Genomic DNA, 15,355 nt, shown 5'->3' with positions numbered 1-15,355 from the left:
CTTAAGAAACTCGACTCTTAATATATCTTATCTGCCCGTTATGATTCGATTCATGTTCAACAACATGAAACCACTTACAATAATTATTAGTTTGCTGATTTGCAAAGAATTTTGTCGATTGCATTAGCCAACCATCATCCCTGTTTTTTAATTCTTTCTTAGATAATTCTCGCACATCGTTTAAAATATCTATATAAAAACTTACTGGCTTACCTTTGAGTAGTTTTCTACCCGAATCTCCCAAATTACTTGCTGCGTTCCACAACTCTTCATTAAGCCCGTAATTCAAACTATTTTTCGCTACGCCAGTAAATGTATCTAATTGATAATAACGTTCCGTAGCGGCAAGATGTAACAACATAGCACCTATTGAATTTGAGTTTTCATCTAACAGAAAATCTATATCCTTCTGAGTTACATTATTTACATCTCTATTTAATGTAGCTCTCATCCAATCCATCATAGAAATTAATATGCTCACTTGTTCTGTATAACCTTCTCGTTTACCGAATTCATGAATATTATCCTTGACTGAAATAGTTCCGCTTGATGCAAAATTTACTTGTGGAATTAATAATCCAGCACCAAATAAACCGGATGCTTTTAAAAAATTTCTTCTCTGAATTGATTGATGGTCGTTATTCATTTTAATTGATTTGCATAGAAGATAGTTACAAACCAATAATATTATCTCCGAATTCTGGAAAGTTTAACATTAATCCTTTAACAACAATTCTGGTAAACCAGAATCTATTGTTTGACCTAAATATTCCAACTTCCACTCCAGAGAATTGGTTAAAATGTAAAACATCTGAAGCTCACTTAAAAGACGATTCTGAGCATTACTTTTTAAAGTTGAGGCTTCAACCTTTTTCAATAATGAATTATTGACATTCTTTTTAATTCGATTATAATCTCGCTCATCAAACGGATTAAAGTAATCTGCAGTAACATCGTAATATTCGAAATCAGGATTAATTTTCACTTCTGCTTCTGGTATGCTTTTTATACGTAATGTTTTATTGGTCTCGTCTATCTCAAAGTCGATTTGTGATAAATCATATGCTACGGTTACCTCCGCATTTACTACCACCAAAGCTTTTTTGTTAGCAGATATTAATGATCCAAAAAGCAATTGCGAATCTTTATAATTATAAACTTCAGCAAAATAGCCTTCAGTTACTACCAACTTAGAAACATTCTCAATCTGTTTTTGAATCAACATTGAATTTTCTTGAAGTATCGTTTTTTCCTCTTTATTATCTGAACACGACCTAAAAATCAGCACACCGATTAATGTAACAACTACCCCAAGCAATATTTTTTTCATAATTACAAAACAGGTTTACAGTTTAACTAACAGCATTAAAATCTGATTTAAAAATGCATAAATGCAAAAGACTCTTTAAGATACATAATTTTCTTTTCGAGCGCTTTTTCGAACTTCATATGTTGTTCTGAATTTGGATTAAATGGTCGGTGTTTTAAATCTTTTTGAACCGATTCAACTTTATCCATTATTGGATAATCACTAGCAGAAATCCACGAATTTTTAAAGCGCTCCCAGATATAATCAATCGCTAATTGGTTAGGATGTACCATATCTGTTTTATAAAAACGATAATCACGTAACTCATCCATCATTATTTCATAAGAAGGAAAATAAAGTCCACTATCCCCACAAGAGGGAACCCCAATCATTTCGTGTATAGCCGTAATCAATCTTGATTTGCTAAGTTGGTTTTCTACAAAGCCATCTTTTAAATGTCTTACAGGAGAAACCGTAAAGATTATTTCAATATTTTTATTAATCGTCTGAATTTTTTCAACACAATTTCTCAAACAATTTAAAATCAATTCAACGCTTAGAATTTCTTTTTCAAACTCTTTCTGGGGTATTTTGTGACAATTCGAAACTATTTTATCATTTTCGATTTTTCGATAAACCCAAGACGTACCAAGTGTAATTATGATATGCGTTGACTCTTTTAATCTTTCATTTGTATATTTAAGTCCAGCATTTAATTGCTGCAATAAGTTCACTTTAGATACATCACTCAAGTCTGAATGCGCATCAAAACAATGCCAACGTTCATTAAAAAAAAATATATCTTTTTCTGAATAAAATGAATTTGATATTGCCCTAGTTATTAGATTTTCAATCGCTAACGGATGAAATAAAATGCCAAATGGGTTTTGAACAGACTGAAATTTATAGTACTTAAATTTACCTCCAATATGTTCAGAAAAACAAGAACCTAAAAAAAACAATTGACTATTATAATCAATTTGGTTTTCGACAGATTCTAAAGGAATTTGTGTTTGTAATTTCATTTAGATCTAGACATTGGACTTAACTTATTAAATACTTGATACGGATATACCTCATAAAACACCTGATCCTCATTTATAGAATTTTTTGCATTTTTATAAGCACTTTTACGAACCTCTTGCGCTTCTAAATCTCTGTTCAATTCGGTTAAACAAATAGATTTAAAAAAAAGTGCATCACCAAAGTTATCATAAACCTTCAAAGACATATCTAAATTTTCTATAGCCTTTTCATAATTTTGAAGTTCGTATTCGGCTAGCCCCAAATAGAACCAATCTAAATGATGAACCGCATGCTCCGGTTTTCGTTTCGGAAAATCAGCAATTTGCTGTTCTTTACTTTTTTCTAAAAACTCTTTTGCCTTTTCAAATTTATTTAACTGCAAGTAATTTAATCCCAAATAAAAATTATGGGTATGATCCATTACATAAGAATCACCATATTTTTCTTTTACACGCATAAATTCTTCAATAGATTCTTGGTGTTCTTTAGAAAAAAGACATTTCATAAAAGCACTATATTCTAAATATTTCTCTGGATTAAGGGCTGCTGCTTTTTCTAGAAAAGGCTTGCCAACTGCATATTTTCTTGATTTATATAGTGGCATCGCTTTTTGTTGCCAGAAATAGGCTGAATCTGGAACAATGATTAAAATTGAATCTAGGTATTTTTGATAACCATTAGAGTACATACCCTGCCGGTTTGCTTTATACCAATAATTAACCACCTTATTCGAATCTATCTTACTTAAATTCGTATTTGAACTCGATTTAAATCCTGATTTATTTTCAGAACAAGATGCTAAGACTAAAAAAAGTAGTGCGAAGTATTTCATAATAAAAATTAGAATTAAAACTTAAACAGACTGTATTACCAATAATTTCTAAGACAAGTATTTTTTAGCATTATCTAATGCCGCTTCAATACCAGAAGGATTCTTTCCGCCTGCTGTTGCAAAGAAAGGTTGACCTCCCCCGCCACCTTGTATATACTTACCTAATTCACGAACAATAGTACCTGCATGTAATTCTTTCGCAGCAACTAATTCTTTTGAGATATAACAAGACAGTAGCGCTTTTCCATTTTGTTCTGTTCCAAATAAAAGAAATAAATTTTCTTGATTATTTCCCATTTCAAAACATAAATCTTTAATCCCACCAGCGTCCAAATCAATCTTTTTAGCTAAAAAACTAACCCCGTTTATTTCTTCTAATTCTTTTGCTAAATCTCCTTTTAGATTTTTGGCTTTAGCTTTTAATAGTTGTTCAACTTCCTTTTTAAGTTTTGCATTTTCCTCTTGCAAGTTAGCTACCGATTTTACTGGATCTTGCGCATTATTCAACAAATCTTTAATCTCAAAAAGTGTTCTATTATTTTCAAAATAAAAATCTTTAACAGCATCAGAGGTAATTGCTTCTATTCTTCTAATTCCTGCTGCTACAGCACCTTCGGATTTAATTTTAAAATGCCAAATATCAGCAGTATTCTTAACATGCGTACCACCACATAGCTCTATTGATTGTCCAAAACGCACCGTTCTAACAGCGTCACCATATTTCTCTCCAAACAATGCCATTGCACCTGCTGCCATAGCTTCATTTATAGGTACATTTCTATTTTCTTCAAAAGGCAAATGACCATCAATACGTGCATTCACAAAATTTTCTACAGCTCTTAATTCTTCAGTTGTCAATTTAGAAAAGTGAGAAAAATCAAAACGCAAATATTTCGAGTGTACAGCAGAACCTTTTTGTTCAACATGTGTACCTAAAATTTCTCGAAGTGCTTGATGCAATAAATGCGTTGCACTGTGATTAGCTTCTGTTCTATGTCTTTGTTTTTCATCTACGACTGCGATAAAAGTTTCGTTTAAATTCTTGGGTAGATTCTTAACAAAATGTATGATTTCGTTATTCTCTTTTTTCGTATCTACAATATAAACAACATCGCCATTTGGCACTTCTAAATACCCCTTATCACCTACTTGACCTCCTCCTTCGGCGTAGAATGGTGTTAAATTAAAAACAAGCTGAAACTGCACTCCATCTTTTTTAGAAGTAACTTTTCTATATTTCACTAATTTAACTCTTGCATTTAAAACATCATAACCAACAAATTCTTGTTCTAAATCTTCCAATAAAACTGTCCAATCACCTTTAGAGACTTCAGAAGCACTCCTCGAGCGATTTTTTTGCTCTTGCATTGCAACCTCAAATCCTTTTTCATCTAATGAATAGCCTTTCTCACTTAAAATTAAAGCCGTTAAATCGATAGGAAATCCATAAGTATCATATAATTCAAAAGCTTTTCTTCCATCAATTTCTTTTCCTGTGGCCCGGGCTATAACAGTATTTAACAACACTAAGCCTTGATCCAACGTGTTTAGAAAAGAATTTTCTTCTTCTTTAACAACATTTTCAATGAGTTGTTGCTGTTCTTTCAATTCGGTGAAATTCTCACCCATTGTTTCAACCAACACTTGGGTTAATCGATAAATAAAAGGCTCTTTAGTATTTAAGAAAGTAAAACCATACCGAATTGCTCTACGCAATATTCTTCTTATTACATATCCTGCACCTGTATTACTTGGTAATTGTCCGTCTGCTATTGAAAATGCTACTGCCCTTATATGATCGGCAATAACACGTATAGCAATATCAATTTCTTCTGACTTACCGTATTTAGAATGTGTTATAGCTTCTATTTCACGAATAATTGGTTTAAAAACGTCGGTATCGTAATTCGATTTTACATGCTGCATTACCATGCATAAGCGTTCAAAACCCATTCCTGTATCTACATGTTTTGCAGGTAAATTTTCTAAACTACCATCTGCTTTACGATTGTATTGCATGAAAACTAAATTCCATATCTCAACAACCAATGGGTGGTCTTTATTAACTAATGAAGCACCAGACACTTTCTTTTTCTCTTCGGCTGAACGAATATCAACATGAATTTCTGAACAAGGTCCGCAAGGCCCTTGATCGCCCATTTCCCAGAAATTATCTTTTTTATTCCCTAAAATAATGCGATCCTCAGGCACAATAGCCCTCCAAAGTGCATAAGCTTCTTGGTCTTTTTCTAAATTATCAGAATCACTACTACCTTCGAAAATAGAGACGTATAGACTTTCTTTATCAATCTCACAAACTTCAGTTAAAAACTCCCATGCCCATTGAATAGCTTCTTTCTTAAAATAATCACCAAAGCTCCAATTACCGAGCATTTCGAACATGGTATGATGATAAGTATCTTTACCAACCTCTTCTAAATCATTGTGTTTACCACTAACTCTTAAGCATTTTTGAGTATCTGTAATACGAGAATTCTTAGAAACAGTGTTTCCAAGGAAATACTCTTTAAACTGATTCATACCCGCATTGGTAAACATTAAAGTAGGGTCATCTTTAATAACCATTGGGGCTGAGGCAACAATCTTATGTGATTTACCTTTAAAAAAATTTAAAAAATTCGATCGTATATCTTTGGAAGTCATAGAAATTGCTAACGTTTTGCAAATTTTAACAATTTGTACAAAACAATTTTTATATTTGTTTGTTCTGTAAAAAAACAGTTGCGCAAAAATAGGATAAAATCCATTTATGTCTAAGGTAAAGTACTATTACGATCCAGATACGTTATCCTATCGAAAGATAGAGGTACAGAAATCGAAACGTTACCGCAATATTGCCTTCTTCTTTTTAGGCTCATTACTCTTTGGAATCCTTTCCGTTGTTTTACTATTAAACACGAATTTAATTAATACTCCACGCGAACTTTCTTTAAGACGTGAAGTTAAAAATTACGAATTACAATTTGAATTGCTCGATAAAAAAATGGAGCAAATTGAAGAAGTTTTAACGAATATTGAAGATCGCGACAACAATATTTACCGCCTTTATTTTGAAGCAAATCCGATTCCGGAAGAGCAGAGACGTACTGGTTTTGGTGGTGTAAATAGATATCGTTCTCTTGAGGGTTTTAATAATTCTGAGATGATAATTTCAACTACGAGAAGATTAGATATTATTAAAAAGCAAATGGCGATTCAGTCAAAATCTTTAGATGAGATTACAAAACTTGCCGAGGAAAAAGAAAAATTACTAATGGCGATACCTGCTATTCAGCCAATAAACAATGAAGATTTAACACGAATGGCATCTGGTTTCGGATGGCGTTCTGATCCCTTTACAAAAGCACGTAAAATGCATAGAGGAATGGATTTTACTGCTCCAAGAGGCACTCCAGTTTATGCTTCTGGTGATGGCAAAGTTACCCGTGCAGATAATGGAGCTTCAGGATTTGGAAATCATATTCGTATTGATCACGGCTACGGATATCTTTCACTTTATGCGCATTTAAGTAAGTATAATGTAAAAAAAGGACAAAAGGTAAAACGTGGCGATTTAATAGGATTTGTAGGTAACACTGGGCGATCAGAGGCACCTCACTTACATTATGAAGTTTGGAAAGACAAAGACCGTATTAATCCTATTAATTTTTACTACGGAAGTTTATCAGCGGAAGAATTTGAGAATATGTTGAAATTCGCAACTCAAGAAAATCAATCCCTTGACTAATGCAAATAGAACTACCTGAAAAAAGATATTACGGTATTGGCGAAGTCGCTAAGGCGTTTGGCGTAAATACATCTCTCATACGTTTTTGGGAAAAAGAATTCGACGCCTTAAAACCTAAAAAGAATGCCAAAGGCAATCGCAAATTCACACCAGAAGACATAAAAAACCTCAAACTTATTTACCACTTGGTAAAGGAACGTGGTTTCACATTAGATGGCGCAAAAATTCACTTGAAAGAAAACCGTCAAAAATCTTTGAACAATTTTGATATTATTGATAAGCTTGAGAAGGTAAAAGCTGAATTAATCAAAATTAAAGAACAGTTGTAATTGTTTATAAGCGAAATTTTTTTCGCTATGCTGTAACATTTTACTACTTTCTGCTGACTAACATGTATTAACTATATTTTCAAACACTAAAATAAACACTATCATGAAAAAAGGACTAATTGCATTAATCGTACTTGGGGTCTTAGCCATAGGCATATACCAATGGGCTGTTGGATTTAATAATACCGCCGTAGAACATGAAGCGAATGCTAAAACCGCCTGGTCTAATGTTGAAAGTTCTTACCAACGAAGAAACGACCTTATTGGTAATTTAGTAAAAACGGTACAAGGTGCTGCTGATTTCGAAAAAGAAACTTTAGAAGGCGTTATTCAAGCGAGAGCTAATGCTACCAAGACAACTATTGATGCTGGAAATCTAACTCCAGAAAAAATGGCTGCATTTCAAGATGCGCAATCTGGACTTACAGGTGCTTTGAGTAAATTAATGGTTGTGGTTGAACGCTACCCAGAGCTAAAGGCAAACCAGAATTTTCTAGAACTACAATCGCAATTAGAAGGTACTGAAAATCGCATAAATGTAGCACGTGATCGTTTTAACGAGGCAGTAAATATCTACGATAAACACACGACCAAATTCCCAGGAAAACTATTGGCGGGTCTTTTTGGTTTTGATGAAATGGCACGCTATGAGGCAGCCGCTGGATCAGAAAATGCACCTGATGTAGATTTCGATTTCAAATAGAAACTTATGTCTAGAGTAGAAGACTTTTTAACTACCGAAGGTGAGCAAGAAATAGTATCGGCCATACTTGAAGCTGAAAAGAATACTTCTGGTGAGATACGCGTACATATTGAGGCTCACACCCGAATGTCACACGATGATCGTGCTAAAGAAGTCTTTCATCTCTTAAAAATGGATAACACTAAAGATGCAAATGGGGTATTAATCTACATTGCTGTAAATGATAAAAAGTTTGTAATCTACGGTGATCGCGGAATAAATAAAGTTGTACCAGTAGATTTTTGGGAGTCAACTAAAAATGCAATACAAGAACAATTTATAAAAGGCAATTTTAAACAAGGTATTATTAACGGTATTTTATCTGCTGGAAACGAATTAAATACTCATTTTCCTTGGAATGCAAATGACACTAATGAACTGAGTAATGAAATATCAAAAGGTTAGCATATTGCTCTTTTTCTTGTGTTGCCTAGTTGGGCATGCGCAGTTTAAAATCCCTGAAATACCTGCGGAACAAACTAGTGTTTACGACTATGTAAACTTACTATCACAGCAGCAGAATAGTGCCTTAGAACAAAAATTAATTCGATATTCCGATAGCACTTCAACACAAATTGTTATCGCCATTATAAAATCCACAGAAGGTGAAGAGATTAACTATTTGGGTGCTAACTGGTTGACGGAATGGGGTATTGGTCAAAAAGGAAAAGACAATGGCATTCTTGTTATTTTAGCCAGAGACGACCGAAAAATTGGAATTAATACCGGCTATGGTGTTGAAGGCTCACTTACAGATGCAATGAGTCGTCGCATCATAGAAAATGTAATTATTCCACATTTTAAACAAAATGATTATTATTCGGGACTTGACAATGGAGCAGATGCCATTTTTCAGGTACTTAATGGAGAATTTGAAGAGGAACGCACATTTGATGATCAACAAGGTTTTCCTTTAGATGCATTACTACCCTTTATCATATTTATCGTTATTCTGATAATCCTATCGCGCAGAAACAACAAAGGTGGCGGTAGAAATGGAGGAAAACGTTCAGGCGGATTAGATCTTTGGGATATAATCATTTTAAGCAATATGGGGCGTAGCGGTCACTCTGGAGGAGGCTTTGGTGGCGGCGGTGGAAGTTTTGGGGGAGGAGGCTTTGGTGGCGGTTTCGGCGGCGGAATGGGCGGCGGCGGCGGCGCATCCGGAGGTTGGTAGTATTATATAAAACACTTCACATTATTATAGACTTCTCCGAGTAATATATTTTACTTTTTACGCATACAAATTGTTGCCGGAACCCCCGTAAAATTAAAGTTTTCGCGAAATATATTATTGCGAGTTTTTTGAAAATTTAATAATTAAACTAGATTCCTTAATGAAAGAATAACTAAATCTACTATAAAGTGCATTACTATAGCATAAACAAAACCGATTCTAATTCGAATATATGAAAATATAAAAGCGTAGATTAAAAAGGGTAGTATTATCAACGGCCAAAAAGCCAATTGTTTCATTGAAAGATCAAATGTTGGTAAATGGAGTATCGCAAAGATTAAAGCAAGCGTATAAAAAAGAAAAGTATTTACTTTGTTCCAATTCCTTTTAAACCATAATAGACTATCTTTTTTTTGTAGTAATACAAGAAAAATAGATAAAGATACTAGTATCGCATTTGCGTGGTACTGAATTAAAAAACTACTATAGAATTCTAAATTGACAAAAAAATAAGGACCAATCAAATCAATAACAAAATAGCCTAAGTTTATCGCAATAAAAACATTGAAGTAAGTTGCATTAAACTTACCAAGTATCAATCGAAATTGCGTCTCCTCCACTACCCCAGCAATAATCGGGATCATTAATGTAGTCAAAAATATATCTATTTTATTCGTATAATATTCCGGTAAATAGCTAATTTGCTCTGGCACTTCCACAGCAAAGAATTCGTGAATTAGTATGGTAGGTATTTGTGCAAGTATAAGAATCAGTAATGCTACCAAATAAAATCGCAATGTAAGTAGGATTCGGTTTTTTGTAGTAGTTTGTAATCGATGTGAATCAGGTTTACGTACGAATTTCAGAAAAGACTTGGTATATCTAAAGTTCTTTTTTGATCTTTTTATAAATTTCTTAGGACTATTGACTTTATCTTTTTCAGCAACAATTGCATTGGGATTATTGATTTCAGAAACATCATTTATTCGATTAGCTAGTTCTTCTTTAGCCGCAATTATTGCTTCTTTTACATATAGGTCAGGAGAATTAATAATGTTTTCAAGCTCAGTCGAATCTTTCTTTTTATATTTTTCTGAAAAAAAGTTAGGCATAAGCACATATTAACAACTTGTAATTTCGTGCTAATATACTTAACTCACAAATGTGTTATTTCTTACGCATATAAATAGTAACCGGAACACCTGTAAAATCGAAATTCTCTCGTAATTTATTCTCTAAAAAACGCTTGTAAGGATCACGTACATACTGTGGTAAGTTGCAAAAGAATGCAAACTGAGGATAGTGCGTTGGCAACTGCGTAATGTATTTTATTTTTACGTATTTGTCTTTGTAAGCTGGAGGAGGTGTATGTTCTATTATCGGTAGCATCACGTCATTTAAATCACGTGTTTTAATTTTTTTAGAACGATTTTTATAAACTTCGACCGCCGTTTCTATTGCCTTATAAATCCGTTGTTTATTCAACACAGAAACAAAGAGAATTGGAACATCTACAAATGGCTCCATTGCTTGCTTTATTCTTTCTGTATATTGCTTCATGGTATTGGTTTCTTTTTCTTCAACCAAATCCCATTTATTTACCAAAATAACTATACCCTTATTGTTTCTTTGTGCCAACCAGAATATATTTTCCACTTGGCCATCAAAACCTCTTGTAGCATCAAAAATTAAAATACAAACGTCTGAATTTTCGATAGCTCGAACAGACCGCATTACAGAATAAAATTCTAAATCTTCTTTAACCTTCGCTTTTCTCCGGATACCTGCCGTATCAACAAGATTAAATTCGAAACCAAATCGATTGTATTTGGTATCCATACTATCTCTAGTTGTACCGGCTATATCGGTAACAATGTATCTATTTTCCCCTATTAATGCATTAATAAATGATGATTTTCCGGCATTAGGTCTTCCAACAACTGCGAACCTAGGAAGTTCCACCTCTTCCTTTGTGTTTTCTGGCAGCACTTTTACGAGGTCATCCAGCAACTCACCCGTACCACCACCATTCATACTAGATAGTGTATAATACTCCCCTAAACCTAATGCATAAAACTCAACCGCGTCTGCTTCTCTTTTTGCATTATCAACTTTATTGATCACAAGGAAAACTGGTTTCTTAACTCGGCGAAGTAATTTAGAAACTTCTTCGTCCATACCAGTGACACCCGTCTCTACATCTACCATAAAAATAATAGCATCTGCCTCATCAATTGCCAATTCTACTTGTCGGTCAATCTCCTTCTCAAAAATGTCTTCACTACCAACAACATAACCTCCAGTATCAATTAGTGAAAATTCTTTACCGTTCCAATCACTTTTCCCATAGTGGCGATCACGTGTAACACCGCTAACGGCATCAACGATAGCCTCTCTACGTTGAATTAAGCGATTAAAAAAAGTGGATTTTCCGACATTAGGTCGTCCTACAATAGCAACAATAGCACTCATTATGGTAATTTAAGCCACAAAGGTAATGTTAATCGCTTTAAACCTTCTAATCAATAAAGGAAATTAGATTTTCTACGTTGTAGTATGCTCTTTATTCTTATGAATGACAATCAAATCGGTTTTCGCATCCTTGTTTTTAGCCAAGTAAGGCTCACCTACTAATCTTTCACGAATAACTTGAGAGGGAGCTCCATAAGCAACTACATGATTCTCTATATTATTCACAACCAAAGCGCCTGCACCAACAACGGTATGTGCACCAATAGTAATACCTTCTATAACACTAGCTCCTAAACATATTGCTGAAAATGCTCCTAAACTCACATGACCACCAGTAGAGGCACGCGGAGCTAAACTTGAATAATCTGCCATACTGCTATCGTGATCCAAAGAAGCATTGGTATTTACAATACAAAAATCACCTATTTCAGCATTTGAATTTATAATAGCACCAGGCATTATAATTGTACCTACACCTATTGTTACGTCTCTGCCTATTACTGCCTGAGGATGTGCGGAAGAAACAAATTCAAAATTGGGAACTATCTCGGTGATTTTATCAACTACTTTTTTTCGTATCCAATTATCACCAATAGCAACAATACCTGCAGTGATATTAAATTTATCTATAAGAAAAGGGAGTTCATCTTCTGTGCCTAAAACTTCATAGCCATTGGCTAAGCGGCATTTTTCTTTGTAGGTATCAATAAAGCCAATTACATTAAAATCGGCCTCTTTCTCGATGATATCTAAAACCACATTTCCATGGCCGGATGCACCGATAATAACAATATTTTTCATTCTCGTGGGGGATTTGGGGGTTCCACTTTCGATTACTCAAATGTAGGAATTATTAAGAGGGAAATAGATAATATGTAATATTATTCGATGAACTACAAAAAATCAACAAACCTTCTTAACATAAGTAATAACGTGCTTTATAAGCCTTTATTGCTAACTATTGTTGTAGCCAAAACGTTTTAACTGACGCGCATCGCTACGCCAGTTTTTATTCACCTTTACATATAATTCTAAATGTACTTGTTTACCAAAAAACTTTTCGAGGTCTTTTCGTGATTCAACGCCCACACGTTTTAAAGCACTGCCTTTATGGCCAATTATAATTCCCTTTTGCGAATCGCGTTCTACCATAATAACGGAACGCATTCGAATAATATCCTCATCTTCAAAAAACTCCTCCGTTACTATTTCTACTGAATAGGGAATTTCTTTTTTATAATGAATAAGAATTTTCTCGCGTATCGTTTCATTTACAAAAAAGCGCTCTGGCTTATCCGTAAGTTGATCTTTTGGATAATAAGCAGGTGCAATGGGAAGTAATTCTATAATTCGTTCAAAAACATTCTTTACATTAAAATTAGATAGGGCAGAAATCGGATGTAATTCTACGGTAGGTAGTAACTCTTGCCAGTATTGCACCTGTTCCTCTAATATTTCTTGGGTAGTGGTATCCACTTTGTTGAGCAACAATAAAACTGGAATCTTACTATTTTTAATTTTCTCAAAAAAAGCTTCATCTTTTAAAGCTTTTTCCCCTATTTCCACCATATATAATAACACATCTGCATCTTCAAATGCGGATTTCACAAAATTCATCATAGAAGATTGCAGCTCGTACGCAGGTTTAATAATTCCCGGTGTATCAGATAATATCATTTGAAAATCATCTCCATTTACGATTCCCAAAATACGATGTCTTGTGGTTTGTGCTTTTGAGGTAATAATAGATAGTTTTTCACCTACAAAAGCATTCATTAAAGTAGACTTCCCAACATTTGGATTACCTATAATATTTACAAAACCAGATTTATGCTCTTTCATTACGGAGGTTTTTGAAATAAGCTTTAGTAGCTTTATTAACCTTTGGAGCTAGCAAAAGTACTGCAATCATATTTGGTATCACCATTAAAGCATAAGACAAATCAATTAAGTTCTTTACTAAGTCTAAAGATGCAACCGCCGCAAACACTATCATAATAACAAAATACCAATTGTAAAATTTACCAATTTTAGCATTTGTTAGAAAAGAAAGACATTTTACACCATAATATGAATATGTAAATAAAGTAGATAGCGCAAAAGCAGAAACTATAATCATTAATAAGTCGTCACCATAACCAAAAAGTGTACGTTCGAAAGCGGTTAAAGTCATTACAATTCCGCTTTGATCTTCGAGATATGCACCACTTAAAATAATAACAACAGCTGTAAACGTACAAACCAAAATAGTATCTATAAATGGTCCTAGCATTGCTACCAGCCCCTCTTTAATAGGATTATCGGTTTTAGATTGACCGTGATACATGGGCGCACTACCTAAACCTGCCTCATTTGAAAACATAGCTCTTCGAATACCTATTATTACTAGACCCCAAAAACCACCAGTTACTACTGTATTAAAATTCCAAGCTTCGGTAAGTATTAATTTTAAAGAAGGTATAATTTGAGAAGCATTCATAGCCATCACTATAATTACCGCAATTAAATAAACAGCAACCATAAATGGCACTATTGCCGAAGCTACCTTCGCAATTTTGGTTAATCCACCAAAAATTACGAATGAGGTAACTATTGCCAACATAAATCCAACAGTCCATTTCCAATTGTTTTCCTCCATCTCAAAAATAGTTTTCGATGGTTCTATTACACTCATAAAAGTTTCAGTAAATTGATTAGCAGTAAAGACTCCTAAAAAACCGAAAAGTCCGCATACAGCAAAGAATATAGCCAAGGGTCTCGCTTTTGGTCCTAAGCCCTGAGTAATATAAAACATTGGGCCACCTTGCAGTTTACCATCAGAATCGGTTCCTCTAAACATTATAGAAAGACTACACGAGTAAAATTTAATACACATGCCTATTAAAGCAGTAACCCATATCCAGAAAACGACACCTGGTCCACCATCATGAATGGCTATTGCAACACCCGATATATTCCCTAAGCCCACTGTTGCTGCTACTGCAGCCGATAGCGCTTGAAAAGAACTTACATCGCCTTTTGCATTTTTATCATCATACTTTCCAGCTGTTATTGCTATTGCATGACCGAAATACCGATAGGGCAAAAACTTTGAATAAAATACTAAAAAAAGCCCTCCACCAATTAAAAGAATGAACATTGGCCATTCTGTGAATGGTATTAATTGCGCTAAAATATCGTTGATTGTCTCCAAAGGCTATGTATAAAATCCGAAGTTATACATTTTACGGACTTTGGAAAACGTAGTTACAAAAAATATTCTTCAAACAAACTTTGAAATAACTAAAAAACGGTTGTATATTTGTCGCCCGTTACAAATAGTAGCGCACCTTTATCTCGTCAGCGTAATGACCTGAAGTTGCAAAACAAGTGAGATAAAAAACCCATATCGCGGGGTAGAGCAGTAGGTAGCTCGTCGGGCTCATAACCCGAAGGTCGCTGGTTCGAGTCCAGTCCCCGCTACTAGCAAAGAGCTTCAGAGAAATCTGGAGCTTTTTTTATTCCCATAACTCAAAACAATATCAGTGCTGGTTCCCCCGAAGCGTCGGGGCTGTCCCCGCTACTAGCAAAGAGCTTCAGAGAAATCTGGAGCTTTTTTTATTCCCATAACTCAAAACAATATCAGTGCTGGTTCCCCCGAAGCGTCGGGGCTGTCCCCGCTACTAGCAAAGAGCTTCAGAGAAATCTGAAGCTTTTTTTATGCCCATAACTCAAAACAAT

Annotated in this window: 15 protein-coding genes and 1 tRNA gene; 6 read left to right on the top strand and 10 right to left on the bottom strand. The window is 34.3% G+C overall.

Annotation, left to right across the window (positions count from 1 at the left end):
• Position 1: 1 nt before the first annotated feature.
• The 5 genes from UH7x_RS10890 to alaS all read right to left on the bottom strand — a co-directional run bounded on the left by UH7x_RS10890 (position 2) and on the right by alaS (position 5,831).
• Entirely contained in the window at positions 2-646 is a 645-nt protein-coding gene (locus UH7x_RS10890; protein ID WP_482359964.1) for a DinB family protein, read from the bottom strand.
• Between the two features lie 69 nt (positions 647-715).
• A complete protein-coding gene (locus UH7x_RS10885) occupies positions 716-1,330 on the bottom strand; it encodes a DUF4230 domain-containing protein (RefSeq protein WP_482359963.1) in 615 nt (204 codons plus the stop codon).
• Between the two features lie 47 nt (positions 1,331-1,377).
• The gene (locus UH7x_RS10880) at positions 1,378-2,334 is read right to left on the bottom strand and encodes a GSCFA domain-containing protein (protein WP_482359962.1); all 957 of its coding nucleotides are present in this window, start codon (positions 2,332-2,334) and stop codon (positions 1,378-1,380) included.
• Entirely contained in the window at positions 2,331-3,167 is an 837-nt protein-coding gene (locus tag UH7x_RS10875; protein ID WP_482359961.1) for a tetratricopeptide repeat protein, read from the bottom strand. The genes UH7x_RS10880 and UH7x_RS10875 overlap by 4 nt, the downstream gene beginning before the upstream one ends.
• 48 nt (positions 3,168-3,215) lie before the next feature.
• The gene (gene alaS, locus UH7x_RS10870) at positions 3,216-5,831 is read right to left on the bottom strand and encodes an alanine--tRNA ligase (protein ID WP_482359960.1); all 2,616 of its coding nucleotides are present in this window, start codon (positions 5,829-5,831) and stop codon (positions 3,216-3,218) included.
• Positions 5,832-5,937: 106 nt separating this feature from the next.
• Here alaS and UH7x_RS10865 point away from each other — a divergent pair, with 106 nt between their 5' ends.
• The 5 genes from UH7x_RS10865 to UH7x_RS10845 all read left to right on the top strand — a co-directional run bounded on the left by UH7x_RS10865 (position 5,938) and on the right by UH7x_RS10845 (position 9,163).
• Positions 5,938-6,915 (top strand): M23 family metallopeptidase, encoded by a 978-nt coding sequence (locus tag UH7x_RS10865; protein WP_482359959.1) that lies wholly within the window; start codon positions 5,938-5,940, stop codon positions 6,913-6,915.
• On the top strand, positions 6,915-7,244 hold the full coding sequence (locus UH7x_RS10860) for a MerR family transcriptional regulator (protein ID WP_482359958.1): 330 nt from the start codon (positions 6,915-6,917) through the stop codon (positions 7,242-7,244). The genes UH7x_RS10865 and UH7x_RS10860 overlap by 1 nt, the downstream gene beginning before the upstream one ends.
• Positions 7,245-7,347: 103 nt before the next feature.
• Positions 7,348-7,947: a LemA family protein gene (locus tag UH7x_RS10855; protein WP_482359957.1), complete on the top strand. Its 600-nt coding sequence runs from the start codon at positions 7,348-7,350 to the stop codon at positions 7,945-7,947.
• Between the two features lie 6 nt (positions 7,948-7,953).
• A complete protein-coding gene (locus tag UH7x_RS10850; protein ID WP_482359956.1) occupies positions 7,954-8,391 on the top strand; it encodes a TPM domain-containing protein in 438 nt (145 codons plus the stop codon).
• Complete coding sequence (locus UH7x_RS10845) at positions 8,372-9,163, top strand: TPM domain-containing protein (RefSeq protein WP_482359955.1); 792 nt, start codon at positions 8,372-8,374, stop codon at positions 9,161-9,163. Before UH7x_RS10850 ends, UH7x_RS10845 begins: the two co-directional genes overlap by 20 nt.
• Positions 9,164-9,306: 143 nt before the next feature.
• On the opposite strand, the gene UH7x_RS10840 is transcribed toward UH7x_RS10845, so the two are convergent.
• The 5 genes from UH7x_RS10840 to UH7x_RS10820 all read right to left on the bottom strand — a co-directional run bounded on the left by UH7x_RS10840 (position 9,307) and on the right by UH7x_RS10820 (position 14,828).
• The gene (locus UH7x_RS10840; protein WP_482359954.1) at positions 9,307-10,275 is read right to left on the bottom strand and encodes a hypothetical protein; all 969 of its coding nucleotides are present in this window, start codon (positions 10,273-10,275) and stop codon (positions 9,307-9,309) included.
• Between the two features lie 55 nt (positions 10,276-10,330).
• Positions 10,331-11,635 carry a ribosome biogenesis GTPase Der gene (gene der, locus UH7x_RS10835; protein ID WP_482359953.1) on the bottom strand — a complete coding sequence of 435 codons (1,305 nt, stop codon included), beginning with the start codon at positions 11,633-11,635 and terminating at the stop codon, positions 10,331-10,333.
• Between the two features lie 72 nt (positions 11,636-11,707).
• Positions 11,708-12,436 carry an acetyltransferase gene (locus UH7x_RS10830; protein ID WP_482359952.1) on the bottom strand — a complete coding sequence of 243 codons (729 nt, stop codon included), beginning with the start codon at positions 12,434-12,436 and terminating at the stop codon, positions 11,708-11,710.
• 153 nt (positions 12,437-12,589) lie between these two features.
• Positions 12,590-13,477: a GTPase Era gene (gene era / locus UH7x_RS10825; protein WP_482359951.1), complete on the bottom strand. Its 888-nt coding sequence runs from the start codon at positions 13,475-13,477 to the stop codon at positions 12,590-12,592.
• Positions 13,464-14,828: an alanine/glycine:cation symporter family protein gene (locus tag UH7x_RS10820; protein WP_482359950.1), complete on the bottom strand. Its 1,365-nt coding sequence runs from the start codon at positions 14,826-14,828 to the stop codon at positions 13,464-13,466. The genes era and UH7x_RS10820 overlap by 14 nt, the downstream gene beginning before the upstream one ends.
• Before the next feature lie 196 nt (positions 14,829-15,024).
• On the opposite strand from UH7x_RS10820, the gene UH7x_RS10815 reads away from it, so the two are divergent.
• Positions 15,025-15,097, top strand: a tRNA-Met gene (locus tag UH7x_RS10815).
• Positions 15,098-15,355 lie beyond the last annotated feature (258 nt).

Source organism: Aurantibacter sp. UH7, assembly GCF_056839165.1.
This window is presented reverse-complemented; position numbering and strand designations above follow the sequence as displayed.

What these genes read in the sequence shown, in the direction of transcription:
- UH7x_RS10875 (WP_482359961.1), bottom strand. Translation starts at nt 3,167, where the DNA reads ATGAAATACTTCGCACTACTTTTTTTAGTCTTAGCATCTTGTTCTGAA.
- UH7x_RS10885 (WP_482359963.1), bottom strand. Translation starts at nt 1,330, where the DNA reads ATGAAAAAAATATTGCTTGGGGTAGTTGTTACATTAATCGGTGTGCTG.
- UH7x_RS10890 (WP_482359964.1), bottom strand. Translation starts at nt 646, where the DNA reads ATGAATAACGACCATCAATCAATTCAGAGAAGAAATTTTTTAAAAGCA.
- der (WP_482359953.1), bottom strand. Translation starts at nt 11,635, where the DNA reads ATGAGTGCTATTGTTGCTATTGTAGGACGACCTAATGTCGGAAAATCC.
- UH7x_RS10850 (WP_482359956.1), top strand. Translation starts at nt 7,954, where the DNA reads ATGTCTAGAGTAGAAGACTTTTTAACTACCGAAGGTGAGCAAGAAATA.
- UH7x_RS10860 (WP_482359958.1), top strand. Translation starts at nt 6,915, where the DNA reads ATGCAAATAGAACTACCTGAAAAAAGATATTACGGTATTGGCGAAGTC.
- UH7x_RS10880 (WP_482359962.1), bottom strand. Translation starts at nt 2,334, where the DNA reads ATGAAATTACAAACACAAATTCCTTTAGAATCTGTCGAAAACCAAATT.
- UH7x_RS10840 (WP_482359954.1), bottom strand. Translation starts at nt 10,275, where the DNA reads ATGCCTAACTTTTTTTCAGAAAAATATAAAAAGAAAGATTCGACTGAG.
- UH7x_RS10855 (WP_482359957.1), top strand. Translation starts at nt 7,348, where the DNA reads ATGAAAAAAGGACTAATTGCATTAATCGTACTTGGGGTCTTAGCCATA.
- UH7x_RS10865 (WP_482359959.1), top strand. Translation starts at nt 5,938, where the DNA reads ATGTCTAAGGTAAAGTACTATTACGATCCAGATACGTTATCCTATCGA.
- era (WP_482359951.1), bottom strand. Translation starts at nt 13,477, where the DNA reads ATGAAAGAGCATAAATCTGGTTTTGTAAATATTATAGGTAATCCAAAT.
- UH7x_RS10830 (WP_482359952.1), bottom strand. Translation starts at nt 12,436, where the DNA reads ATGAAAAATATTGTTATTATCGGTGCATCCGGCCATGGAAATGTGGTT.
- UH7x_RS10845 (WP_482359955.1), top strand. Translation starts at nt 8,372, where the DNA reads ATGAAATATCAAAAGGTTAGCATATTGCTCTTTTTCTTGTGTTGCCTA.
- alaS (WP_482359960.1), bottom strand. Translation starts at nt 5,831, where the DNA reads ATGACTTCCAAAGATATACGATCGAATTTTTTAAATTTTTTTAAAGGT.